Raw genomic sequence first — 23,753 nt, forward strand, 5'->3', positions numbered from 1 at the left:
CAAAGTTTTAAACAGGTTAACCACTCAATTTCTCCTCTATAAATTGAGTTTTAAACACTTCCCACACCCCCTAAAGAAGAAGAAGTAATATTTATATAAATACTCTATCTTTTTCTGAAGGTGTGGAAAGTGTTGAAGGATTGTAAAAATGAGCTCATTAGCCTTGCTTCGACGTCCTCGAAGAAATAGAAGAACTGTAGCTATCCGAGATTTGGTAGCCGAAACGTCTTTATTACCTCAAGATTTCATCTGTCCTTTTTTCGTTAAGGAAGGGAAAAACATTTGTGAGGAAATAGAAAGCCTTACGGATGTTTATAGGTGGAGTATTGATCTTCTTTTAAAAGAGATAGAAAGATTGTGTTTTTTAGGATTAAGGGCTGTAATTCTTTTTCCTGTAATCCCTAGTAATCTTAAAGATGCGTACGGTTCTTATTCTTCCAATCCTAAAAACATCCTTTGTAAAAGTATCTATGAAGTGAAAAAAGCTTTTCCAGATTTATGTGTGATAAGTGATATTGCTTTAGATCCTTATACTACTCATGGGCATGATGGTATTATGGATCAGGGTGAGGTATTAAATGATGAGAGTGTTCGCATATTTGGAAACATAGCAACATTACACGCTGAAATGGGAGCAGATGTTGTAGCTCCTAGTGATATGATGGATGGTAGAGTTGCGCATATTCGTTCGAAATTAGATCAATCTGGATGGACTAAGACTTTAATTCTTTCGTATAGTGTTAAGTATGCTTCTGCTCTCTATAATCCCTTTAGAGATGCTCTCGGATCACATTTACAATCTGGAGACAAACGAAATTATCAGATGAATCCAAAAAACGTTTTAGAAGCCTTATTGGAATGTTCTTTAGATGAGCAGGAGGGCGCGGATATGCTGATGATAAAACCGGCGGGATTATATCTTGATGTTTTGCATCGGGTGAGAAATTCTACATCATTACCTTTAGCAGCATATCAAGTTAGTGGTGAATACGCTATGATTGCAGCAGCAGCTAAGATGGGGTGGTTAGATAAGGAAGCGATGTTTTATGAATCTTTAATAGCTATAAAACGCGCAGGAGCCGACATTATCATTTCTTACGCAACTCCATTAATTTTAGAGATGATGGCGTCCTCGAAGCTCTAGGTTCTTCGAAGAACTTTATTCTTCATTTTCTGGATTTAAGATACCCGTTTCCTTTGCATAATCTTTTAGGGATTCTTTGATAATGGTTAGCATTTCTGTTTTCGAGGGGTCTATGAATGTGGGTAGGGCAAAATCTTCAGGACAAATTTCTAAAAACCCTAACAAGCAAGCTAATTCGAAATCCTTAGTAATTACTGCTTTAATTAAGGGTACTACAGGAATTTTCATGGGCATGACTTTATCATAAATTTCTGTATCTATGATAGGACGTGTTTCACCATGAAGATTGGTATCTGGATCCATATACGTATGCTTTCTTTTTAAAAATCCAGAAAGATAAGTTCTTGTACGCGTAGGCTTATTAATTCCTAATCTTAAGAAATTGAAAGCTTGTCGTATTTTTGGATTAGGAATCACAGATATGGTAGAATCTCGCATACCAAGACAGGGTGCGCTTTCTTTGTCGCAAAGTCTTCCTGTTAAGGGATCCCCAGAGATTAAAGATACATCAGAAGAAATATCTTCTAGAGAAAGTAAGCTTTGAAAATCGGCACCTTTTGTAGTTATAACATAACGCCTTAAAGATGATTTTAATCCTGATCCTGCGAGAGCTACGACTTGTTCATTTAGAATTCTTCCTTTTAAGAATAAATGTCCTATGGTTAGGACTTCTTGGAAGGATATCGTAAAGACTATGTCTTTTTCGTTAGTAATGGGTGCTATGTAATGAATGTGCGTTGAGGGAGATCCTGAGGGATAAGGACCTGTGATCTTATGTAAATGTGCTATAGATTTTAGATCTTTTTCAGGAATAGCAAGTCTATCAGTAGAAACAATATGAGGGCATAAACCGAAAAGTTTAGCTATTGCACGAACTCCAACATTAAAAACATAAAATCCTTCTTCTCTAGAAGAAAAGACAGCGAGATGTTTTTCTGTAGATGGTGTGAAGGGACGGTTGTCTGCAAGGTTTATGAAAATATCTCTAGGGGTTTGATTAGGAAGGGCTGGAATATCAAAAGGACGTTGTTTAAAAAGAGAGAAAAGTCCTTCTTTCTTAAAGATTTCCAACAGTTCTTTTTGTGATAATTTAGATAGATCATAAGAATACTCTGTTAGATTTTGTCCTGGAGTTTTTTTGATAACAATATCTAATAGAGAACGTTTATCTCCTCTACGTATTTCCTTTACGGTTCCAGAAACTGGAGAGGTAATGAAAACACCGGGGAAATTTTTATATTCCGCAACAGGAGATCCTGAGGTGATAATATCATCCTGCTCCACCTTAAGCTTTAAAGCTAAGGCAGAATATGGGCGCAGGTCTATAGAAACTAGAGTCGGATCTATTCTTTTTAAAAACCCAGACTCTTTAGGAGACCCTTGCAAAGATAAATCTAAACCCCGAGTAATCGCAATTTTCATACTTTAGGGATTATAGGCGTTTTTATAAGGGAATCCAGTTTTTTTTCTTATTTTTTTTGGATGATGTGCTTTTTGTTTTCTTATTAGAATTGGGTGTTGTTGTTTCTCCTCCTAAGTCTTTAGTAACTTCGTTAATTAGAACTTCTGTCTCTTTTTTATATTCATTACACGAAGATCTAATGTTTTCTAAAGCTAACCATTCTTCTGGAGAAAAGTTATCAGGATTATTAGCAAACACTTCCATTTGTTCTTTAGTCATTCCTGTTTGCTGGAGGATTTCTTGAGAACGTTTATCCAATTCTTGGATTTTTTCTTGGGTTTTTTCCATTAAATATTCGTAATCTACTTCAGAGTCAGAAGATAGGGCAGAACCGAAAGAGGGATCGAAGTCTATATTATAAAGAGTGAGTATTTGTTTTATAGAATCTATTATTTTTTGAGCGGAATTACTATTCATTAATACACCATGAATTTTAATTTATTATAAAACAAATATTATTATTTTGTGTTGTGATATTGCTCTTTTTTATAGTTAAGCGTATATTTCCCGTTAAAAACGGGAGACGTCGTGGACTATCTAGAAAAGTTGCAAGTCTTAATAGACGAAGAGCAACCCTCAAGTTTCTTTAATTTGTGGGAAGAATATTGTTTTAACGATGTGGTCCGGGGGGCAGAGCTTGTCCAGATCTTAGAGAAAGTAAGGCATTCATCTTTAGCGCCTTTGTTTGGTAAAATATCAGATACAGTTCTTCCTTTATGGGAAAGAATACCCGATGGCAAAGAAAAAGATCAGGTTCTTCAATTAGTTTTAGATATTCAAAATACTAATGCTAAACCGTTTTATGATGCCGCCATCGACTATGTAAATAGAAAGTATCAAGGTCGAGAAAATTTTAATGAAGCCTTAAGGGTTGTTGGTCTGCGTGATGGTCGTGAGTTTCAATATAGTTTAAGCCGTTTTGATTTCTTAATGCATTTAAATGAAGGGAATTTTGTCTTCCATTCTGGAGGATGGGGAGTTGGAGAGGTTATGAGTGTATCCTTCCTTCAACAGAAAGTTCTTATAGAATTTGAGGGAGTTATGATGGCTAAAGATATCTCCTTTGAAACAGCTTTTAAGAGTTTGATTCCTCTAGGTAAAGATCATTTTTTATCACGAAGATTTGGTGATCCAGATGGTTTTGAAGCTTATGCTAAGGAACATCCGTCAGAAGTTATAGAAATTCTTCTCAAAGATTTGGGTCCTAAAACTGCTAAAGAAGTAAAAGATGAGCTTGTAGATCTAGTGATTCCCGAAGCTGAGTGGAATCGTTGGTGGCAAGCAACTAAGAGTAAAATTAAGAAAAACACTCGTATAGTAGCTCCTAAGACAATAAAGGATCCTTATAGATATAATCCTGGAGGAGATTCTTTAATTTCTCAGTTAGAAAGTCGACTTTCTGAAATTGAGGATAATTCTGGGAAGCTCATAGAGATATATCAGTTTATTCGTGATTTACATAGCGAGTTAAAGAAACCTGAAAATCGCGAAATTATAATAAAAGCCTTACAGACACTAGCTATTGAGGATAACCAATCTTTGGAAATTCAAAGAGATTTATTGCTTTCAGATTTTTTAGGCGAAAAATCGAAAGTTTTAGATAGTAAGTTCTTATCCTCTCTTGATGAAGAGGGAATTATTTCCATAGTTAATAATATTTCTATAATAGCTTTGCAAAAAGTGTTTTTAATGTTGATAAAGAAGCACTCTCCAGTTTGGGAGAATGTTTTTATGAAAATTTTTCTTTCAACAACATCTCCATCTCTTAGAGAACTTACTTTTAAAGTATTTAAGGGTGAGGATTCTTATCGTAAAAAGATTGAGAAAAAACTTCTTGAATGTGCTGAACACCCAATGATGTATCCTGAAGTTTTTGCTTGGTTTTTCTTAAAACCAAAGTCTCATGATGATGGTATTTTTGATCCAAATAATAAAGAAATAGAAAGATTGTTTTTAGAGGCGGCTATGGTATTTATGTATCATGTTGCTTCAACACCACAGAAAGAATTAGGGAAAAAGATTTATAATTTTCTAGTGGGTCAGCGTTATCTAGCTATTCGCAATATGATAGAGGGAGCCCCATTATCCTATTTAAAAGAGATTTTATTACTGTCTACAAAATGTAGCCAGTTTTCTTCGAGTGATCTTAGTGTTTTACAAAGCCTTGCTGAGGTTGTCCATCCTGATTTGAAGAAAAATAAAGTTGTTATAGAAGAAGATATTCTTTGGACAACTTCTGAAAGTTTTACCAGAATGAAAAACAAGCTTCAATCTCTTGTTGGTAAGGAGATGGTAGATAATGCTAAAGAAATAGAGGATGCAAGGGCTTTAGGAGACCTAAGGGAGAATTCTGAATATAAATTTGCTTTAGAAAAACGAGCACGCTTACAAGAAGAAATTCGAGTGCTTTCTGAAGAGGTAAATCGAGCTAGAATACTGACTAAGGATATAGTCTTTACTGATAAGGTTGGTGTAGGATGTAAGATTTCTTTAGAAGATGAAAAAGGCAACCCTATCACTTATTCAATTCTTGGTCCTTGGGATGCTGATCCGGATAACTATATTCTTTCGTTAAAATCTAAACTTGCTCAAGAAATGCTCGATAAAACTGTTGGAGCAACTGTACAGTTTCAAGGGAAGAAATATAAGATAAGCCGAATACAATCTATTTGGGATGCATAATAGAGGATGGAGCATAGCGGAATCGAACCGCTGACCTCAACAATGCCATTGTTGCGCTCTACCAATTGAGCTAATACCCCGAATAAATAAAATTATCACGAGATAAGGTTTAGAATCAATCTTTGTTCTAATGCGAAGGATTTCTTTAGTATGAGTTTTTTTAATCAGTTACCCTCATTTGCTCCCGATTCTATTTTAGGTTTGCAAAAACTATTTTTAGAAGATGAGCGAGAGGAAAAAGTCAATCTTGTTATAGGTTCTTATGAAGACCCTAACAAGGCATACGGTGGTTTTTCTAGTGTCCGTAAGGCACAGTTTCTATTTTTAGAAGATGAGATGAATAAGGGGTATTTACCTATCAGTGGATTACCTTCTTTTAATCAAGAGATGGAGAAACTTGTTTTTGGTAATGTAAATTCTAGTTTTGTTGTTAGCGCTCAGGCGTTAGGAGGAACCGGAGCTTTACATTTAGGTGCTAAGATTTTTTCCATGGCCTATCCTTCAGGTAAGGTGTATATTCCCGAACAAACTTGGGGGAATCACGTAAGAATATTCGCTCAACAGGGATTGGAAGTTCTTAAATATCCTTATTATAGTTCGGAAAGCAAGACTCTGCTTTTTGATGAGATGCTAGCAGTATTAAAATCTGCTCCTAAATATTCTTTAGTGCTTTTACAGTGTTGTTGTCATAATCCTACAGGTATGGATCTTGATGAGAATATGTGGACACGTCTTGCTGAAGTAATAAAAGAGCATCAACTTCTACCTTTTTTTGATACCGCTTATTTAGGTTTTGGTTTGGGTATCAAGGAAGATAGACGTCCTATAGAGATTTTCATAGAGTCTGGAAATCCGGTATTTGTAGCGGCATGTGCAAGTAAGAATTTTTCTCTTTATGGAGAGAGAGTCGGCTATTTTGCTGTCTACAGTAAAGTTGTTGATGATTTAGATAAAATTTCTAGCTGCCTCGAAGAGAAAATCCGTGGTGAATATTCTTCTCCTCCTAGACACGGAGCTAAAATTGTTTCAACCATCTTATCAAACCGCGCTTTGGAAAAAGAATGGTTATCAGAATTAGATACTATTCGTAATTCTTTAGGAAAAACACGAGCTCGATTTGTTCAAGCTATGCGTAATCATATTGGACATTCTTTTGACTTTATTTTGTCTCAGAAGGGATTTTTTGGATATCCTGGGTTTTCTTTAGAACAAGTGCTTTTTCTGAGATTGGAGAAAGGTATCTATACCACTAGTGGAGCAAGGTTTAATTTAAATGGCATTAATGATGAGAATATCGAGTATGTTGCAAGGAGTTTTTCTGAGGCATACCAGTTATCCTAGTGTTTGTGATTAGATAAAAGCTTTTCTTTATTCGATAATCTTTCTATTCCACGTGAAAACAATCACTATGAATATTGGCGCAGACAAATGTCTGGGCATATTTCTATTTTATTTCATGTTGAAGTTTTAATTATGTTTTATTTTACCCGTTAGTATCATAAAACAGGGAGTTAAATACCGTTCATTAACACAAAATAAAATATATTTTAGATGGATTGAAAAGGTATCTCGATTCTGTATTACAATCAAAACATTAAGAAATATGTGTGCGATTAAAAAACCTGAAGGACATCGTTCTGCGATTAAAACCACAGGCTCTGTTGCTTATCGGCGTCACAGAAAAAACAGGCTCTATGTCTATTTAGTGATTGCTTTGAGTATCATTTTATGTTGGTCTCTACCAAAACCTTTTTATGAAAATCTTCAGAAACATTTTATATTTTTGTATACACGTGTTTTTTTTAAACAGGGTGAAGTTGTTCCTATAGATTATTCGATTCAAGATGTTGAAAATATCATCTTAAAAGATCGCATTGCTATTTTAGAAGAGCGTTTACAGGCTTATGAAGTTGCTAACTATACTCCTCCATTGTTTTCTGAGATCTTATCTCCATATTTTCGTAAGTTAATTGCTAGTCGTGTTATTTATCGTGATCCTTCTCATTGGGGAAGCTCTTGTTGGATAAACGTAGGTAAAGAACAAAAGATACAAAAAAATTCTCCAGTATTATCAGGAAAGGTACTTGTTGGTCTTGTAGATTATGTAGGGGAGCAACAATCACGAATACGCTTAATCACTGATGTAGGTATGCAACCTTCGGTAATTGCTGTTCGTGGAGGGGTACAAGCCTGGTTAATAAAAGATCAGATACAATCTCTTACAAAACACCTTGAACGTCTTTCTGATTCCTATATTCTTGAGAAAGATAAATATGAAAAAATCGATCAATTAGAAGAGCTCAACTCATTTATACATTATAATGATGAAACTACCTTACTTTTGCGAGGCACATTATCGGGTAGCGGTGGCCCTTTATGGAAAGATGAAACGCTAATTTTACACGGTGAGGGGTTTTGTTTTTCTGATGGAAAAGGTCTACGCGTTGGAGATATTTTAATTACAACGGGATTAGATGGAGTATTTCCTCCAGGATTATTTGTTGCTGAGATTACTAAAGTTTGTCGACCTAGAGAAGGTGCTTGTTCTTATAAAGTAGAGGCTAAGTCGCTAGCTGAAGATTTAACAGATCTTTCTTCTGTTTTGATTCTTCCTGCTATGGAATTTAATCCTAATGATAGACCGGATATTTTTGGTTTACTATGGGATTAGGCATTTTTTGATTTGGTAAGCGTAAAAATCCGTTTCCTTCAGGATCTACACTTCGGATAAAAACAAATCCCATTTCTACATCGCTAGTGATGTCAAATTGTTGAAGAAACCGTTTTGCTGCATGAATATAAATAGCGCCTTGATAGTCGAGATTCTGCTCCTTGATATAGTTGAAGAGGTTTTCTTGAGAGTATTCAGAACTTGTTTCTCCTAAAAATGATGTTTTCCAATCGATAATATAATACCTATTATTATGTTCGAAAAATAGATCAATAACTCCTTGCCAAAACTGTTCTTTGTTAGAAAATAGGAAGGACTCTTCAGTAAATATTTTGCTAGCAACAATATCTTTTAGAGAAAAAGAGTCTGTAGCAAAAGATAATGGGGAAGAGAATGATATCATGAGTTTTTTAGAAATAATTTCTTCATATCCCTCTAAATGAGTATTTTTCACGAAATTCGTAACTATTGACGAAATTTTAGAAAGAGGAATTTTAAAGTTGGGAGAAATATTCTCTAAAATTTTATGAATGATAATACCAGTTTTTCTTCCCTTGGGAAGAACAGAAGAAGCTGTAGCTTCTGTGGTATCATCATTTAAAGAAGTTTCGTTGTCTAATGCCTGTTTTACAGAAGAAAAAGAGAAGATTTGTTTAGCAGGAGCTATAGGCAATGTAAAGGTTGATGGGGGAATTATTTTATAAATAGGTTCTGTAAATTCGGGATCTGTTCCTATAGTTGATATGGAAAACATAGCGGGGTGTTCTTTTGCAAACTGTTGTGCTAAATCCATAATAGATTCGTGAGAGCCTTCAAATTTTACATAGTTAGTTAGAGCTGAATTACGTCGTGAATTTGAGGAATTTTGTATAGGGATAAATAGTTGTTTTCTTGCCCGCGTACAAGCAACGTACATTTCTCGAATCCATTCTGATGCGCTTTTATTTTTCTTAGATTTATCCAGTCCTGGGCAAAAAACCACATCGTATTCTAATCCTTTAGATGCGTGAATGGTGGTAATTTTTAATATTTCTGTATCTTCAGAATATGAAGAGAAGGAAAGATTTTCTTCCCAACGCCCAGTTTCAGAGAAATATTGTAGATAGAGTAATTGATGTTGGGGATGAGAAGAAACGGTGTTCAAATAAGCACATAGCCTCTCCATTTCTTGGAAAGTAAGATCTCCCTGTGGCGTTTTTAACAACGCTTCTCCTTGCATAGTCATGAAATGATAGAAAGTTGCTAAAAGTCCGTGATCAAAAATATAACTACGGAGTGAGAAGAAATATGTAGAGTAGAACTCTTTTTTTTCTATAACATCGCTAAGGTTGTGTCTGAAAAGACTGCTTAATAGTACTCTCTGTATTTTTTCATAATTTTCTGGATGAAGAATAGCTTCTAGCCACGCTAAGGTTAACAAATAAGTTTCTGTAAGATGGAAAATTGATTTGTTCTTAGAAAATGCTACAGGAATACTGCAATGAGTAATGAGATCGAAAGCTTGAGCAGAATCTGATACTAAAATTGCCATACGCCCTAGGGGAATATCGTGGGTTTCTTGTAAATAAGAAGCAGTATGAGAAATCCAGGCAGCCTGATCAGAAGTATCATCATAGGAGAAAAAGTGTATCGGGGAGTGCTGAGAATTTTCAAACTGCTCAGAGCTTTGAGAACGTAGGGGATGATATTCTATGGGTTCATAACCTGGAATTTCTAGAAATGGAGAGCATTTGCAAAAGAGAAAGTTAATTGCTTCCATAAGTTTTACAGTGGAGCGATAGTTGTTTATGAGATGTAATTGTGAGGATTTAGGAAATGTTGATTTAGCTTTTAAATATGTAGCGAGGTCCGCATTTCTCCACTCATAAATAGATTGTTTTGGATCACCTATTAAAAATAGAGATCCTGAGAAAGCATCATTTGCAAATAGCTTTGAAAATATGTTCCATTGTTTCCTATCAGTATCCTGAAATTCATCGATTAAAACTAACTGAAAACGTTTCCTTAGAGCTTTTATGATTTCCTCAGATCTTGAAGATAGGAGAATATCTTCTAAAGCTAAGATGCTCTCATCGGGAGATAACCACCACGTATAATGATTCTTTAAATACAGTTGTAAGTCTCGAAGTAGCGTATTAAAGATTAGGTCTACATTGCAAAATTGTTCAGTATAGTGAAACCAAGAGGTCTCTTCTATATAGCTAAAAGCTCTAGAGGGCTGATAACGTGCTAAACGGTTTTTAGGATGAAAAGTTTCTACAATTTTAGAAAAAGAAAATAAACGTATGGAAGTCTCTTCGGCATACAAGTATTTTACAAAAAGCAACAAGTCTTCATTTATAGAAAAGGGTTGTTTTCTAAAACTCTCTTTGTGCTGCAGTAATTGCTCTAGGAATTCTTTCTCTGGAATATCTTGTATTTTAGATCGAATAGAGCCGTGCCATGATTCTAGAGATTCTAAAGTAGAAGTTTTTGAGGATAAATGCTCAAAAGTCTGAAGTGTATAACTAGAGAGCAGCTTATCAGTTAAAAAAGATGAGTGTTTAGAATTCGAATTATATCTGGACGCAAGAAGATAAAATTGCTCTGGAAATAAAACAGAACGCCAAAAATCTTGGGATAGGTATTTTCGGATGTGATGAAACACGGATTGTGTATGGGTAAGAACAGCATTACTCTGCGTCATTTGCATTTCAGGAAAATGCTGCTGTAGAACGTGATTACAAAATCCATGAATAGTAAAGATCGCCATGCGATCTATAGTTGCCAAAGCATTGCGCACTTGCATGTAAAGCTGTTTTACATCACAAATGTCTTTTAGGTAAGGAGGAAGAGATACTGAAGGATCTTTGAGCGCGGATTTTAACTGAGATAACGCGTGTTTAAGATTATCTTGAATCCTGAGTTTTAATTCGTTAGTTGCAGCGTTTGTGAATGTTACTGCAAGAATGTTTTCAACATGGGAAACAGAACCTTCTAGAAGAGCACGTAATACAATTTGTTCAATAGTAAATGTCTTGCCTGTACCGGCAGAGGCTTCTAAGAAATATTTTCCATAAATGGATGTTTGAGAATTAAAAATATCAAACGGCTTCATCTGTGTCCTTAAACAAAGAAAGAATCAGTAAACGTTGCTCTTCGGCAACTATGAATTGATCTTGATAATTACGATTATGAAATTTCCAGAAAAGCGATAGGGCGGGATTATTAGCATCTGTTTCGATAGCAGCATGTATAGATTCATGAAACTTTTCAGCATTATCTAAAAATTTCCAGCATTCAGAAGAAATTAAAGGAATCGGATGCTCTTTTATCATTTGGTATACCTGTAGGACTCGATTTAAATATTTTTCGGGATCAGAAAAAGGAACAGGCAGATCTTCGAAGTGATCTTGAGAGGTAATATTTCTTATAATTGCGTGTTTTGTAATGGCATCGGATCGTTGTAACATCGCTATAGCTATGTAAGCCTTCAAATAATTTTGCATTTCAAAAGAGTTGTCTGGAATAGCTCTAGTCTTCTTCGCTACTTTTCTTGTCTTAGCTCCGGGATCAATAGAACATGAATATATACCCTTAGAGAATACACCAAAGAAAGTTCCATGTAGAAAAATCTCTTTATTATTTAGATTTGCGCAAACAGGTGGGAGAACCCGATCTTGATCACGAAGATGATCATGGAATAAAGAAGAAGAAAAAATTACTGAATAAGGATCTGTCAGGGGATTTAATCTTACCTTTTCTAACCATTTTTTTATGAGTTTATTGTAAGAGGCAAACAAATCTTTAGAAAAAGAGGATTGGTAATTATTCGGAACATCCTCAGGTATGTTCGAAAGATGATTTTCCCAAAATGACATGACTTGCTTTTTGGTTGGGAAGAGTTTTTCTCTAATTTCTAAGGTCGCAGGAGATCGAAGAGAAACATGATAATTGGATTTTAAAAAAAAATCTAATGGAGAAGAGAGAGCCCTGATTATTTGCGATACAGACAAATGAAGCGGAAGATTTGTAGTATTCTTAGGGATTTGAAATAAGGAAGGCAGAGGCTCTTTGATAGAGCAGAACGCCTGTGCAAGTTTGTAATGATATTCTTGTGAGATATGCACCAAGTTTTCTTTGGAGAATAATGAAGGAGCATAGGCTTTAGAAGGAAGGTGGGTAACGGATAAATTTAAAGCTTCTCGAAGATAATTCACATATGCAGTAGGTAAAACAGGGTTATGAGCAGAAGATTGGTAGCTAATATGAAGTTCATGTTTAGTAGATACTAAGGTCTGAAGAAAATGGAAATTTTCTTCATTTTCTGAAGAAGAAAACACGAGTTCTTCTTGAGTTGTTGAATCAACAAGATCTAGTAAATCAATAGCTTGTGTATGTTTGTTTGCTCCGAGAATAAATGTATAACTTTTAGGGATGAAGCTTAAGTCTCCCAAGGAGCCTACATAAGGACCAGGCTTATCATAAATAGGACTGTTTCCACAAAAACGATCAAAGAAATCCAAACAAAAATCAGTAAAAAACATCAAAGAACATTTTGAAGAAGAAAATGTTGGGAAAATAGAATTTCTAAGAGATGCTATCAAGGATAGCTCTTCGGAAGATAAAACAAAGATCGACTCTAAAGAAGATATAATGTGGGTAAAATGTGCCTCGTAAGCTTGAGTCATATTTGTGGAGTAAATATCTATAAGTTTCTGTAGATCATAGAGCAAAGGAAGAATGCGTTCCCAAATTTCTATTTGGCTTACCTTCCCATATTCTTCAACAAAAGGGTATTCATTCAAAATAGTATCACCCAAGCTTTGTATATGAGTCCCGTCTCCTTTGAAAAGCTTTTCCCATTCACTAGAAAGTCTTTTCAAAAGATAGGGAGTTTTACTGATATCTATAGAATTTTGTAGTTGTGGATGAATGAGTAGTTGAAGTAGGCGGTAGAGATTGCCCTGTGTTTGCAGAATAGATGATAAGAGTAAAAACTTTTCTTTTAAATCCCCAGCATATGGAGATGTAGTGTTTGTGAAGTATAGAGGTAGATGAGGTTGGAATACTGCTTTTAAATACACCTCGTAGGTTTCTAATTGAGAAGACAAAATAAAGATTTCTTCAGGAAGTACACCTTTATGTAATAGAGAAGAAATCTTTAAAAATACTTCATGAACTTCTCTAGAAGGGTTTAAAGCTTTGCTGATAGTTACAGTTTGTTCTTTATCTAGAGTGTCCTCAGGTGCATTGGGGCGTAAGTGAAATAGATTGCTTTGTAGAACGCCTAAAGATGTTGTTTCTTGAGGAGTCACGAAAGCTTCGCTATAATGCACTTCCTTGTCTAAAAAGAAATTTTGAGATGCTTGGGATTTATGCGAGAGATTGGCAAGCAATGCTTGTCTGTCCGCTAAAATATAATGTCCCCAAGCATCTCTATTGGCTTGATCCTCGAGCTGACGCCATAAGAAATCAATAGATTTATCAGAAAGTAAATCTCCAAAATATTCTCGACTTGGTGAAAAGCAATAAAAGTATACCGGGAAAAAATTACTTAATTCCGTAAAAAAAGTTGCAAAATGCTTAGGTAAATGAGAATAGCCAAAGATATGCAAAGAACGATTTTGTTTTTCAGAATCTAAAGCATCTAATATCGAAGAAAAGATCTTGTTAGTAGGAATAAAGTGTTTATCTAATTGAGAAAACAAGTCTTTATGATAGCGATTTTTTTCAGAAGGCGCTTGCGAGAATGTATAAAATTTTTTAAAAATAGCCGCTAGACTCTTTGTTGAGTTGTAAGAGGGTTCTAAAAGAAGTTCTTTCAGTGGAAGATCAACGGGGGGATGAGTAATATTTAGCAGCTCGTGTATAAATAGAGGAAGTGTTATATAGTCAGGAATTAACGGTTTTTCATGACAAACTTCAGTGAATAAATGTTTGACAAGGGAGTCTGAAGAAGAGAAAATAGTCGACCCCATGAAAATGTGGTTACTCGTAGCATTAGTAAGTTCTCTACGTAGCCAATGCCCTATTTCTGTATTGGCAACAAGAATCCATCTTTTAGTAAATGGCTGTTGATAGGTAGAAAATAGATCTTCTGCAAGTTTAGCTAATAGATGAATGGGCGAGTTGCTAAAAATTGCCTGACTATGTTTGGTCGCGTTCATGGATATATCAATACAGAAAAAGTCTTTTCGTGCTTTAGTAATAACGCATTTTCTTACGATATTAAATGATAATCTCTACAAATTTCTTTTAGTTTTTTTCCTTCTTGAAGGAAAAAGTTTGACAGAGAATGCGAAGATATTATCTTACGTAAGTTTATTCTTTGCTTTGCCATTTCTATTGCTAGCACCTTTAGCTGGAAGTTTATCAGATAGATATCAGAAGCGAAACATTATCTTGGCCACGCGTCTAGTAGAGATTGTTTGTACATCGTTAGGGTTATATTTCTTCTACATACAATCTGCGGTTGGTGGTTATGTAGTTTTGATCCTTATGGCAAGTCATACAGCTATTTTCGGTCCTGCAAAAATGGGGATCCTTCCAGAGATGTTGCCTTTAGATTACTTATCTAAAGCCAACGGCGTAATGACTGCCATGACTTATACAGGAAGTATTTTAGGGTCGTGTTTTGCTCCTTTGCTTGTCGATCTTACAAAGAATCTTGCAGTTAATTGTTACGTACTTTCAACATCATTTTGTGTTATTTCTTCTATTGTAAGTACATTTGTTTCTCTAAGAATACGTCCTAGCAATATTAAAAATCGTAGTCAAAAAATTACTTACGTAAGTTTTAAGGATCTCTGGGAGATCTTAAAAGATACACGTCACGTACACTATCTAACTTTATCTATTTTCCTTGTTGCTCTTTTTCTTTTAGTCGGAGCCTATACACAGGTAGAAATCATTCCCTTTGTAGAATTTACTTTAGGCTATCCTAAGCACTATGGAGGTTATTTATTCCCTCTTGTCGCTTTAGGTGTTGGAGTTGGATCCTATGTTACAGGATGGCTTTCTGGGAAAGATATTAAATTAGGTTATGTACCCATCATGACTTTAGGCTTAGGCATTGCCTTCATGGGTCTTTATGCTATCTCATGTTCTCTAGTTGGTGTGATGTTTTTCCTTCTCCTTTTAGGATTTTTAGGTGGGGTATATCAAGTACCACTACATGCTTATGTACAATACGCTAGTCCTGAACATAAGCGAGGACAAATTCTGGCTGCAAATAACTTTTTAGATTTTGTCGGAGTGTTAATTGCAGCAGGAATCGTAAGGATTTTAGGATCAGGCTTGAGTTTGCCCCCAGAGACGAGCTTTTTGTATATAGGGATAATCATTTTCTGTATAGGTTTATGGATTTTATGGATTTGGAAAGAGTTGGTCTATCGTTTGGTGCTCAGTGCTGTATTAGTAAGGCAGCTGGGAAGCTATCTTAGACTGCCCAAGTCAATAATTCCTGTTTGTTACATGGTGCGCACCCGTTCTTATCAAGAAGTGCGTCGTGTATTAGCTATGCTACCAAAAACCATACGCAGCACGGTCGTGATATTAGATCAGAAATTACAACCAGGCTGGACAACTAGAATAATTTCCTACTGTGTGCCTACAGTAATTTCTAATCTTAATGATACAAGTGATCATAGTATGAAAGAAGCTTGGGCTGTTTTACAGGCTAAGCGCTTGCAGGTATTGTTAAAAAAACAACCAGATCTATGTGTGATTTGCTTGGGAAAAGAAGAGAATATTGAAATATTTTCTAAGGTGTTGCTGGAACAAGGAATTAATATTAAGAATGTTCACTTGTCATGCAATAAAGTTTCTTACCGAAGAAAAATTTATGATCTATCCTTGAACGAAGCTGAAGAAGCCTAGTTCAAGGAAAAATTCGGCGATTTTTAATGTGAACAAGAACAGCTAGGGGTTTCTTCCTTCTCTTCCGCACTTTCACATAGATGCATACGACGGAAAGGTTTATTTCCTCTAGATGATGAGAAGGAGCGAATTCTCGGCGCTTCAGAACATTCTTGAGAACAACATCCTTTTGTTGAATCAATACAATTTTCACAACAGATGAATAAGTTGTTGCAATCAGTATTGGCACAATTGTAATAAATATCGCAGTCAGCTTCACAATGAGAGCATTTAGCAATGGGAGCTACATCGGTGTCTGCTTCATCGATAGGCACTGCCATACGATCGTCAAATACGAATAATTTTCCTCGCCATTTACCTGTTCCCACAGCTTGACCGTAGGCTATAACGCCACCATCGAGTTGATAAACTTCTTTAAAGCCTTTTTCTAAGAGCAGGGAAGAATATAACTCGCAGCGTATACCGCCGGTGCAATACATCATCACAGGGGTGGATTCCGGGTCATGTTCCTTAGATAACCGTTCGGCATACTCAGGAAATTCACGGAAAGTTTGAATGTCTGGAAGAACAGCATTTTCAAAATGTCCGATTTTCCATTCGTAATTATTCCTTACGTCTAGAACTAGACAGCGATTTTCTTCCAGTTTCTCATGCCATTCTTTTGGAGAAATATGTTTACCTTGGGTAGAAAGATCCACGTCACAACCAAGAGCCACAAGCTCTTTGCGATACTTCACAGTCACACGAGGGAAAATATTTTCTTCAATATGATGAATTTTAAATTTTACATTTGAAAATCCAGGACGCTGTCTTAGCCAGTTCATGTAGTATTCTGCGTCGGGTTGATAACCACTAAACTGGCCATTAATTCCCTGTTCAGATATGTAGATACGACAAGAAACATCTAAATTTTTAAATAGTTCCTTGTGCAACGTGATTTCCTCTTGAGGATTATCTACACGATTCAAATAATAATAAGCTAAAGCGTAATAATTCTTTTTCATAAGAAATACCCTAGCATATTCTCGGAAATAATTCCATTGTAGAAAATTAGGATTGGAACTAAAATGCTCTTTGGTATTTTGTCAAGTAGATGAGTAATCGTTTTTCTTTATTAGCGAGGAAAATCTTCCAGGTTATACCGAAAATAGTGCCGCTACCTTTGTCTAAAATGAAGAAGGCGGGGGAGGCGTGAATAATTTCTAAGGACTAAATAAAGGACTAAAATACATGGCTCGATATTGTGGCCCTAAAAATAGAATAGCAAGGCGTTTTGGAGCGAATATTTTTGGAAGAAGCCGAAACCCTCTGCTCAAAAAGCCCCATCCTCCAGGTCAGCACGGTATGCAGAGAAAGAAAAAGTCTGACTACGGTCTTCAACTTGAGGAAAAGCAAAAATTAAAAGCTTGCTATGGCATGATTTTGGAAAAGCAGCTTGTCAAGGCTTTCAAAGAAGTTATTAATAAACAAGGCAGTGTCACGAAGATGTTCTTAGAAAGATTCGAATGTCGCCTGGACAACATGGTTTATCGCATGGGATTTGCTAAGACTATTTTTGCAGCACAGCAGTTAGTTGCTCACGGTCACGTATTAGTAAATGGGAGAAAAGTAGATAGAAGATCCTTTTTCCTACGTCCTGGAATGCAGGTTTCTCTAAAAGAAAAGTCTAGAAAGTTACATTCGGTTCAAGAATCTTTAGAAAATAAAGATGAAAGCTCTTTGCCATCCTACATTTCTATAGATAAGAGTGGGTTTAAAGGAGAACTTTTAATGTCTCCAGAACAAGATCAAATGGAAGCACAACTTCCTTTGCCTGTTGACATTTCTGTTGTTTGTGAGTTCTTATCTCACAGAACATAAAGAAAATTTCTTTCTTCCAAGAAGAGAGGCGTCGACTAATTTTAATCGACGCTTTTAATTTCTTTTTCCTTATTTCTGAAAACTTTGTAACTGACGAATTTCCTTGGTCCATAGATCAGGACCTCCAGGAGTCTCTAGATATTTAGGGATCATTCGAGTGTGTTCATTAGTCATAAGAAATTTGAAACTTTCAATACCGATATCTCCTTCCCCTAACGGTGCATGACGATCCTTATGTTGTCCTAAAGGAAACATGGAATCATTAAGATGGAAAGTTCTTAAATATGATAGACCTACATTATCATCAAAATTTTTGAGTACTTGCTTCCAAGACCCTGGAGAGGTAATATCGTACCCAGCAGCAAAGATATGACAGGTATCTATGCAAACTCCTACGGGAATTTTGTGCTTAAGTTTGTCTATTAGATAGCCAAGTTCTTCAAAATTACTACCAATAAGGGTACCTTGACCCGCCGTGGTTTCCAAAAGGACGACAAGGGGAGGGGAGTCTTCGAATAAGGGCTCCATCAAGGAAAAACTTGAAACAATTCTATCTAAGCAAGCTTCTTTAGTATCATTGACAGCTGCACCAGGATGAAAATTAACGAAGTTGATTCCTAAAGATATGCAATCCTCGATTTCTTGCTGTATGCAGATACGGCTTTTTTCTAGGATTTCTGGATTAGGAGCCCCGGGATTAATTAAGTAGCCAGCATGGCTCATGATATAAGATAGAGAAGTCTCTTCAAGAGCTTTTTTAAAAGAATATACCAGAGAATCAGTGAGAGGACGCCTGCGCCACTGTCTTTGATTAGCGGTGAACATTTGAATAGTAGAAGCCCCAATTTCCTGCCCTTCGTAAATGGCATTTTGAAGGCCTCCAGCGGTGGATGTATGAGCACCCAACAAAGGAACTTGGGGAGGCGGAAATACCTGCATTTTAATGCTCCAAAAATCTCTATCTGGTATGGATAAATCAAGTATTAAGGGAGTAAGACATTTTAATGAATAAAAAAGACGGCCAAGGATCAGTAGCCAGCTCACTTTTTAATTTATTGTCAGGAACCTTTTTTAGTCGTGTAACAGGAATGTTACGTGAAATTGTGATGGCAGCTTATTTTGGGGCCGATCCTTTAGTAGCAGCTTTTTGGTTGGCATTCAGAACCATTTTCTTCTTAAGGAAAATTCTTGGAGGACCCATTCTAGGGCTAGCATTCATTCCTCATTTTGAATTTTTAAGAGCACAAGATACAAGTCGTGCTGCTTTTTTCTTTAAAAGCTTTTCAAGATTTTTTTGTCTTAATGCCTGTGCATTCACACTAGTTATCGAAATAGGACTAGGAATATGGTTGTATCATGCTCAAGGAAATACAGCTGATGTATTGCAGTTAACGATGATCCTTTTGCCATCAGGCATATTTCTTATGATGTACACGGTGAACTCAGCCTTGTTACATTGTGAGAAAAGATTTCTCAGCGTTGGCTTAGCTCCTGCTGTTGTCAACGCACTTTGGATTCTTACAGTATTCCTCGCAAGACATAGCGATCCAAGAAAACGCATTGTCTGGTTATCAGTAATTCTTGTTATCGGGTTTATTTTAGAATGGTTTGTTACTGTGCCTGGAGTAAGGAAATTTTTAGGAACGGCAACAACCCCGCCTAAAGAGCGGGATAGTATAAAAGCTTTAATAGTTCCGCTATCTTTAGGATTAATCTCCATGGGAGTTTTCCAGATAAATCTTCTAACTGATATGTGTTTGGCCCGCTACATACATGAAGTTGGCCCACTATACTTAATGTATTCCATACGAATCCAACAACTACCTGTACACCTGTTTGGTCTCGGAGTCTTTACTGTTGTGTTGCCTTCTATTTCTCGATGCGTTCAAGAAGATAATAACGAAGAAGGTTATGAACTTATGAAGTTCGCTTTGAATCTTACAGTTTCTGTAATGGTGATTATGACTGTGGGATTATTGCTCCTTGCTCTCCCCGGAGTTCGTGTGCTCTACGAGCATGGTTTATTTCCAACTAGTGCCGTACATGCTATTGTACAAGTCCTACGTGGGTATAGTGGAAGTATCATACCCATGGCGCTTATTCCTTTAATTTCTGTGCTTTTTTATGCACGGCGTCACTACACTATACCTTTAGTTATCGGAATTATAGCTGCTATAGCCAATATGATACTTAATGTAGTTTTCGGTTGTTGGTTGATAAAACATGTTTCAGGACTAGCTTACGCCACTTCTATTGTTTCTTGGGCGCAATTGTATTTTCTTTGGCAATATGCATCAAAAAAACATCCTGCATATTCTGGATTAATGTGGATCACATTTAGGCGTTCTATAAAAGTTATTGGGGTTGCATGTTTAGCTTTCACAGTTACTCTAGGGGTTAATATTCTTACACATACTACATATATAATTTTCCTTAGCCCTATTACACCACTAGCTTGGTCTTTATCATCTTTTGTAGCGCAAAGCGCTGCTTTTTTCTCTGAAAGCGTCATTTTCTTGGCTTTTTTGTTTGGTTTTGCAAAACTGCTTCGGGTAGAAGATCTTGTAAATTTAACATCTTTTCAATATTGGAAAGGACGCCGAAGCTCTTTGCATAATTCACCAGTTATGCAAGATAGTCAGAATTAGCGAGTTGTTTCCTCCTTTCTCGTTTGCAACTGTTTGGTTAGGGTCGTCCGAATAACCATCCTTTTCGATCTTCTCATACTCAATAATTAAATCGACGCTAAGGAAACTATGAAAAAATATATTTATCAATGGTTAGTGTGTATGACCCTATCGACAGTAATGTCTCAAGGGTTTGCAAATACACCTTCTGGAATGCAGAGAATGAACGATTCTCAAACATTTATGAATTTAGATGATGTGAAGGCGTATTTAGATACTCGTGGTTTTGTAGAAACCAGAAAACGAGGTGGCGTTTTAAAATTAGCTGGTGACGTACGTGTTAAATGGATCCATGCTAGAGAAGATATAAAAACACCTCCTACTCAGCCAGATAAATATAAACCCTTACCAATAAATCGTTACCGCAGCGAATTTAATCTTTATGTAGATTACAACGCTGATAGAACTTGGCTAACCTCAGAAATGAGTTGGGCAGCAATTGCTGGAGGCGAATCTTCAGCGGCTGGTATGGATATTGATAGAGCATTCTTAGGATATCGTTTCTATCAAAACTCAGAATCTCGTACAGAACTCTTTGGAGAAATCGGCCGTTCTTCTTTAGGCAGCATTTTTGAATCAGAAGTTCAATTTAATAGTAACTTTGATGGTCTCCATCTTTATGCGACTCGTCGTTTTAGCCAATGTTTTCCTTATAATGTAATTATCCATGGTGGACCATTCGTAGTAAATATGGCGAAAAAACATTATGCATGGGTTGTTGAAGGTATTGTTAACAAACTACCAGGAAATTTCTCTGTTAAATGTAGTGTTATTGATTGGAATTCTTTCTCTCCTTCAGAAGCTCCAGATCCTGCAAAAACAGCAACAGGTCCTGTCGCTGCTAATTTGAAGTATAAATATTGCGTATGGCAATGGTTGGTTGGTAAGCACTCTGAATTGCCCTGGTTCCATGGAAAGAAAAAACCTTTGTATGTCTATGGTGCTTATTTGATAAACACCTTAGCAAAAGCAACAACAACAACCTTAAATGAAAAGCAAAATAAAGCTTGGTTCGTTGGAGGAACTTTAGGTAGATTACGAAAAGCTGGAGATTGGTCAGCAACACTACGTTATGAATATGTAGAAGCTTTGGCAATTCCTGAAATCGATGTTTCCGGTATTGGAAGAGGAAATCAGTTAAAGTATTGGTTCGCTCAAGCAATTGCTGGGAAATATGACCCTAAAGAAGCTAACGGATTTACGAACTATAAAGGCGCTTCCTATCTTCTTATGTACGGAATCACAGATTGCTTATCTTTCAGAGCTTATGGAGCTTACTCCAAGCCTGCGGATAGCCGCTTAGGTAGTGACTTTACTTACAGGAAGTTTGATCTTGGATTAATTTCCGCATTTTAATCTGATTTTAATAAAATCTTTAAAAAAGCTCATATCTAATTAAAAGATGTGAGCTTTTTTTTTATGTTTTATAATGAAGAAAAGATTTTATTAGTTTTTTATTATTATGGTTAATCCTGTCGGCCCTATAGATGAATCAAAAAACATTGCTCCTGCAGACCTATCTACCTTAGGTATGGAGGCTAGCGCAGCAAATCGCAGCTCAGAAGCTGAAGCGATATCCGGAGCCGCGGGCAAGCCCGGACCGTCTCAGCCTTCTGTACAAACTTTAGGACGACTGAGATTCCTAAGCTCAGCCAGAAGTGCTCTGTCTAACTTTTTCGACAAAATATCAGCCTTCTTCTCAGGAAAAACAATTCCTGCATCTTTTGATGATGCTAAGGCACAAGCTGATAGCGCTAAAAATGCTTTACAGACCGCGACTACCTATGATGAGTTTAAGATTGCTTTACAACAGCTTCAAGACGCTGTCCGGTATATGGAAAAATTAGCTACTACTGATGATGAGAAAGCAGTGGCTAATACTTGGAAAACTAATCTTGCCGCGCAGCAATCTACTATCGATAAAATTAATCAATTGGGCAGCATCCTCGAAGAGAATAAAAAGCTTTTAGACGCGATAAAGACTACCTCATCTATTGATCAGATTACAGGTGCCGCTGGACAGATAGAAGTTAATAAAACAACTGCTGCAGCACTTATTGAAGAGTTAAAAAAAGCGGGTGTTAACTATCCTGTAATAGATAATCTTGAGACTAGTATTACAACTTCTGGAACAGAAGTTACTACATTAGCCACCGCCTTAATGGAGGCCTATACTGCAGGGAAAAACAGTGCTTCAGCTGTTGAGGAAGCAAAGGCGAATAATAGTCCTGACAATATAGAAGCCTGTAAGCAGATAATCGAAAATGCAAAAGCAGCCATAGAAGCTGCTCTTGCTTTAGCTCCAAACTCTCCTATAGCTAAAGCAGCTCAAAAGGAACAACAACAAGCGGCAAAAGATATCGGTAAAGTTAAGCCCAGTGGGGGTAGTGATGTTCCTATCGGAGGACCTGGAGCTCCTGGTAGTGTGGGGACTTCTCAAAATCGTGGTGCTACCCTAGGGGAAGTACGTGTATCGATGTTACTTGCTGATGTTGATAACGAAACCGCAGCAATAATCATGCAAGGTTTCAGAAATATGATTGATAACTTCCATGCGCAAAACTCTGATTTTATAGCACCACTGGAAGATGTTATGAATCAAGTAACCGACTTATCAACTCAGATCAACCCTGCGGATGCAGAGGCTACAGCGCAACTACAAGAAATACAACAAGCTCTACAAGATGCGCTTCAAGGAACGGCAGGTCAAGACGGCATGATCAATGCCTTGGGAGCTATAACAACAGCAGCTTCAATTTCTACAGGAGCTCCAATTGCTTCTGCAAATCAAGGTGGATCAGCTGTAAAGCAGCTTTACAAAACAGGATCTACTGCTTCTAGTTCTAAATCTTATGCCGATTCTTTATCTGCGGGTTATGACGCATATCAATCTCTGAATGATGTTTACTCACGAAGTAATGCATCTAATCGTGAGGTTTTAGATCGTACATCTACTCCGGCATTAACGCAGACAGTTTCTAGAACAGAAACGCGACCTAGCGATAATGATAACGCTGCTCAACGTTTCGCAAGAACTATAGCTGGAAATAGTAATACTCTTGGGGACGTTTATGCGTCGGTAGGTGTGTTGCAAACATTGCTAGGCGTATTACAAAATAATCCTCAAGCGAATGAAGAAGAAATCAAACAGAAGCTGACAGCGGTGATTACAAAAGCTCCGCAGTCAGGTTATCCTCATGTACAGCTTTCTAACGATGCTACGCAGAAGTTTATCGCTAAACTTGAGGATGAATTTTCTCGGGGATCAAAAAGACTTGCTGAAGCAAAAGAAGCTGCATTTGAGAAACAGCCTCTGTTTATCCAGCAGGTATTAGTGAACGTAGCTTCATTATTCTCTGGATACCTACAGTAAAATTAAAAGTTTTC

At 36.6% G+C, this 23,753-nt stretch carries 15 protein-coding genes and 1 tRNA gene; 9 read left to right on the top strand and 7 right to left on the bottom strand.

The window, feature by feature from the left end:
- The first annotated feature begins 148 nt into the window (after positions 1–148).
- The gene (gene hemB / locus C10C_RS00005) at positions 149–1,144 is read left to right on the top strand and encodes a porphobilinogen synthase (protein ID WP_117273700.1); all 996 of its coding nucleotides are present in this window, start codon (positions 149–151) and stop codon (positions 1,142–1,144) included.
- A gap of 15 nt (positions 1,145–1,159) precedes the next feature.
- On the opposite strand, the gene C10C_RS00010 is transcribed toward hemB, so the two are convergent.
- On the bottom strand, positions 1,160–2,566 hold the full coding sequence (locus C10C_RS00010; RefSeq protein WP_117273701.1) for a Na(+)-translocating NADH-quinone reductase subunit A: 1,407 nt from the start codon (positions 2,564–2,566) through the stop codon (positions 1,160–1,162).
- Between the two features lie 22 nt (positions 2,567–2,588).
- Positions 2,589–3,023, bottom strand: coding sequence for a hypothetical protein (locus C10C_RS00015; protein WP_117273702.1), 435 nt, complete (start codon positions 3,021–3,023; stop codon positions 2,589–2,591).
- Positions 3,024–3,134: 111 nt separating this feature from the next.
- On the opposite strand from C10C_RS00015, the gene C10C_RS00020 reads away from it, so the two are divergent.
- On the top strand, positions 3,135–5,288 hold the full coding sequence (locus tag C10C_RS00020; protein ID WP_117273703.1) for a GreA/GreB family elongation factor: 2,154 nt from the start codon (positions 3,135–3,137) through the stop codon (positions 5,286–5,288).
- 7 nt (positions 5,289–5,295) lie between these two features.
- Here C10C_RS00020 and C10C_RS00025 read toward each other — a convergent pair.
- A tRNA-Ala gene (locus tag C10C_RS00025) sits at positions 5,296–5,368 on the bottom strand.
- Between the two features lie 70 nt (positions 5,369–5,438).
- Between C10C_RS00025 and C10C_RS00030 the strand changes: the two genes are divergently transcribed.
- Positions 5,439–6,629: an amino acid aminotransferase gene (locus C10C_RS00030; protein ID WP_117273704.1), complete on the top strand. Its 1,191-nt coding sequence runs from the start codon at positions 5,439–5,441 to the stop codon at positions 6,627–6,629.
- Between the two features lie 262 nt (positions 6,630–6,891).
- Positions 6,892–7,959, top strand: coding sequence for a rod shape-determining protein MreC (locus C10C_RS00035; protein WP_117273705.1), 1,068 nt, complete (start codon positions 6,892–6,894; stop codon positions 7,957–7,959).
- On the opposite strand, the gene C10C_RS00040 is transcribed toward C10C_RS00035, so the two are convergent.
- Both C10C_RS00040 and C10C_RS00045 read right to left on the bottom strand, forming a co-directional pair.
- Entirely contained in the window at positions 7,919–11,056 is a 3,138-nt protein-coding gene (locus C10C_RS00040) for a UvrD-helicase domain-containing protein (RefSeq protein ID WP_117273706.1), read from the bottom strand. The genes C10C_RS00035 and C10C_RS00040 overlap by 41 nt on opposite strands.
- On the bottom strand, positions 11,043–14,108 hold the full coding sequence (locus C10C_RS00045; RefSeq protein WP_117273707.1) for an exodeoxyribonuclease V subunit gamma: 3,066 nt from the start codon (positions 14,106–14,108) through the stop codon (positions 11,043–11,045). The genes C10C_RS00040 and C10C_RS00045 overlap by 14 nt, the downstream gene beginning before the upstream one ends.
- Between C10C_RS00045 and C10C_RS00050 the strand changes: the two genes are divergently transcribed.
- Positions 14,107–15,819, top strand: a complete 1,713-nt coding sequence (locus C10C_RS00050) for an MFS transporter (RefSeq protein ID WP_117273708.1) — start codon at positions 14,107–14,109, stop codon at positions 15,817–15,819. The two genes, C10C_RS00045 and C10C_RS00050, sit on opposite strands and share 2 nt — an antisense overlap.
- A 23-nt stretch (positions 15,820–15,842) precedes the next feature.
- Here the strand turns inward: C10C_RS00050 and trhO are convergent, their stop codons facing one another.
- A complete protein-coding gene (gene trhO / locus C10C_RS00055) occupies positions 15,843–16,823 on the bottom strand; it encodes an oxygen-dependent tRNA uridine(34) hydroxylase TrhO (RefSeq protein WP_117273709.1) in 981 nt (326 codons plus the stop codon).
- A 226-nt stretch (positions 16,824–17,049) separates the two neighbouring features.
- On the opposite strand from trhO, the gene rpsD reads away from it, so the two are divergent.
- A complete protein-coding gene (gene rpsD, locus C10C_RS00060; RefSeq protein WP_117273710.1) occupies positions 17,050–17,679 on the top strand; it encodes a 30S ribosomal protein S4 in 630 nt (209 codons plus the stop codon).
- A 69-nt stretch (positions 17,680–17,748) separates the two neighbouring features.
- On the opposite strand, the gene C10C_RS00065 is transcribed toward rpsD, so the two are convergent.
- Positions 17,749–18,618, bottom strand: a complete 870-nt coding sequence (locus C10C_RS00065) for a deoxyribonuclease IV (protein WP_117273711.1) — start codon at positions 18,616–18,618, stop codon at positions 17,749–17,751.
- A 65-nt stretch (positions 18,619–18,683) separates the two neighbouring features.
- Between C10C_RS00065 and C10C_RS00070 the strand changes: the two genes are divergently transcribed.
- From C10C_RS00070 to C10C_RS00080, 3 genes are all read left to right on the top strand, one after another.
- Complete coding sequence (locus C10C_RS00070; protein ID WP_117273712.1) at positions 18,684–20,327, top strand: lipid II flippase MurJ; 1,644 nt, start codon at positions 18,684–18,686, stop codon at positions 20,325–20,327.
- Positions 20,328–20,435: 108 nt separating this feature from the next.
- Complete coding sequence (locus C10C_RS00075; protein WP_117273713.1) at positions 20,436–21,722, top strand: hypothetical protein; 1,287 nt, start codon at positions 20,436–20,438, stop codon at positions 21,720–21,722.
- 106 nt (positions 21,723–21,828) lie between these two features.
- Positions 21,829–23,739 carry a cell surface protein gene (locus C10C_RS00080; RefSeq protein WP_117273714.1) on the top strand — a complete coding sequence of 637 codons (1,911 nt, stop codon included), beginning with the start codon at positions 21,829–21,831 and terminating at the stop codon, positions 23,737–23,739.
- Positions 23,740–23,753: the final 14 nt, after the last annotated feature.

It is taken from the genome of Chlamydia poikilotherma, from assembly GCF_900239975.1.
GTDB lineage: Bacteria > Chlamydiota > Chlamydiia > Chlamydiales > Chlamydiaceae > Chlamydia > Chlamydia poikilotherma.

Coding starts and splice junctions, on each gene's coding strand:
- hemB (WP_117273700.1), top strand. CDS start 149: ATGAGCTCATTAGCCTTGCTTCGACGTCCTCGAAGAAATAGAAGAACT.
- C10C_RS00010 (WP_117273701.1), bottom strand. CDS start 2,566: ATGAAAATTGCGATTACTCGGGGTTTAGATTTATCTTTGCAAGGGTCT.
- C10C_RS00015 (WP_117273702.1), bottom strand. CDS start 3,023: ATGAATAGTAATTCCGCTCAAAAAATAATAGATTCTATAAAACAAATA.
- C10C_RS00030 (WP_117273704.1), top strand. CDS start 5,439: ATGAGTTTTTTTAATCAGTTACCCTCATTTGCTCCCGATTCTATTTTA.
- C10C_RS00035 (WP_117273705.1), top strand. CDS start 6,892: ATGTGTGCGATTAAAAAACCTGAAGGACATCGTTCTGCGATTAAAACC.
- C10C_RS00040 (WP_117273706.1), bottom strand. CDS start 11,056: ATGAAGCCGTTTGATATTTTTAATTCTCAAACATCCATTTATGGAAAA.
- C10C_RS00050 (WP_117273708.1), top strand. CDS start 14,107: ATGGATATATCAATACAGAAAAAGTCTTTTCGTGCTTTAGTAATAACG.
- C10C_RS00045 (WP_117273707.1), bottom strand. CDS start 14,108: ATGAACGCGACCAAACATAGTCAGGCAATTTTTAGCAACTCGCCCATT.
- trhO (WP_117273709.1), bottom strand. CDS start 16,823: ATGAAAAAGAATTATTACGCTTTAGCTTATTATTATTTGAATCGTGTA.
- rpsD (WP_117273710.1), top strand. CDS start 17,050: ATGGCTCGATATTGTGGCCCTAAAAATAGAATAGCAAGGCGTTTTGGA.
- C10C_RS00065 (WP_117273711.1), bottom strand. CDS start 18,618: ATGCAGGTATTTCCGCCTCCCCAAGTTCCTTTGTTGGGTGCTCATACA.
- C10C_RS00070 (WP_117273712.1), top strand. CDS start 18,684: ATGAATAAAAAAGACGGCCAAGGATCAGTAGCCAGCTCACTTTTTAAT.
- C10C_RS00075 (WP_117273713.1), top strand. CDS start 20,436: ATGAAAAAATATATTTATCAATGGTTAGTGTGTATGACCCTATCGACA.
- C10C_RS00080 (WP_117273714.1), top strand. CDS start 21,829: ATGGTTAATCCTGTCGGCCCTATAGATGAATCAAAAAACATTGCTCCT.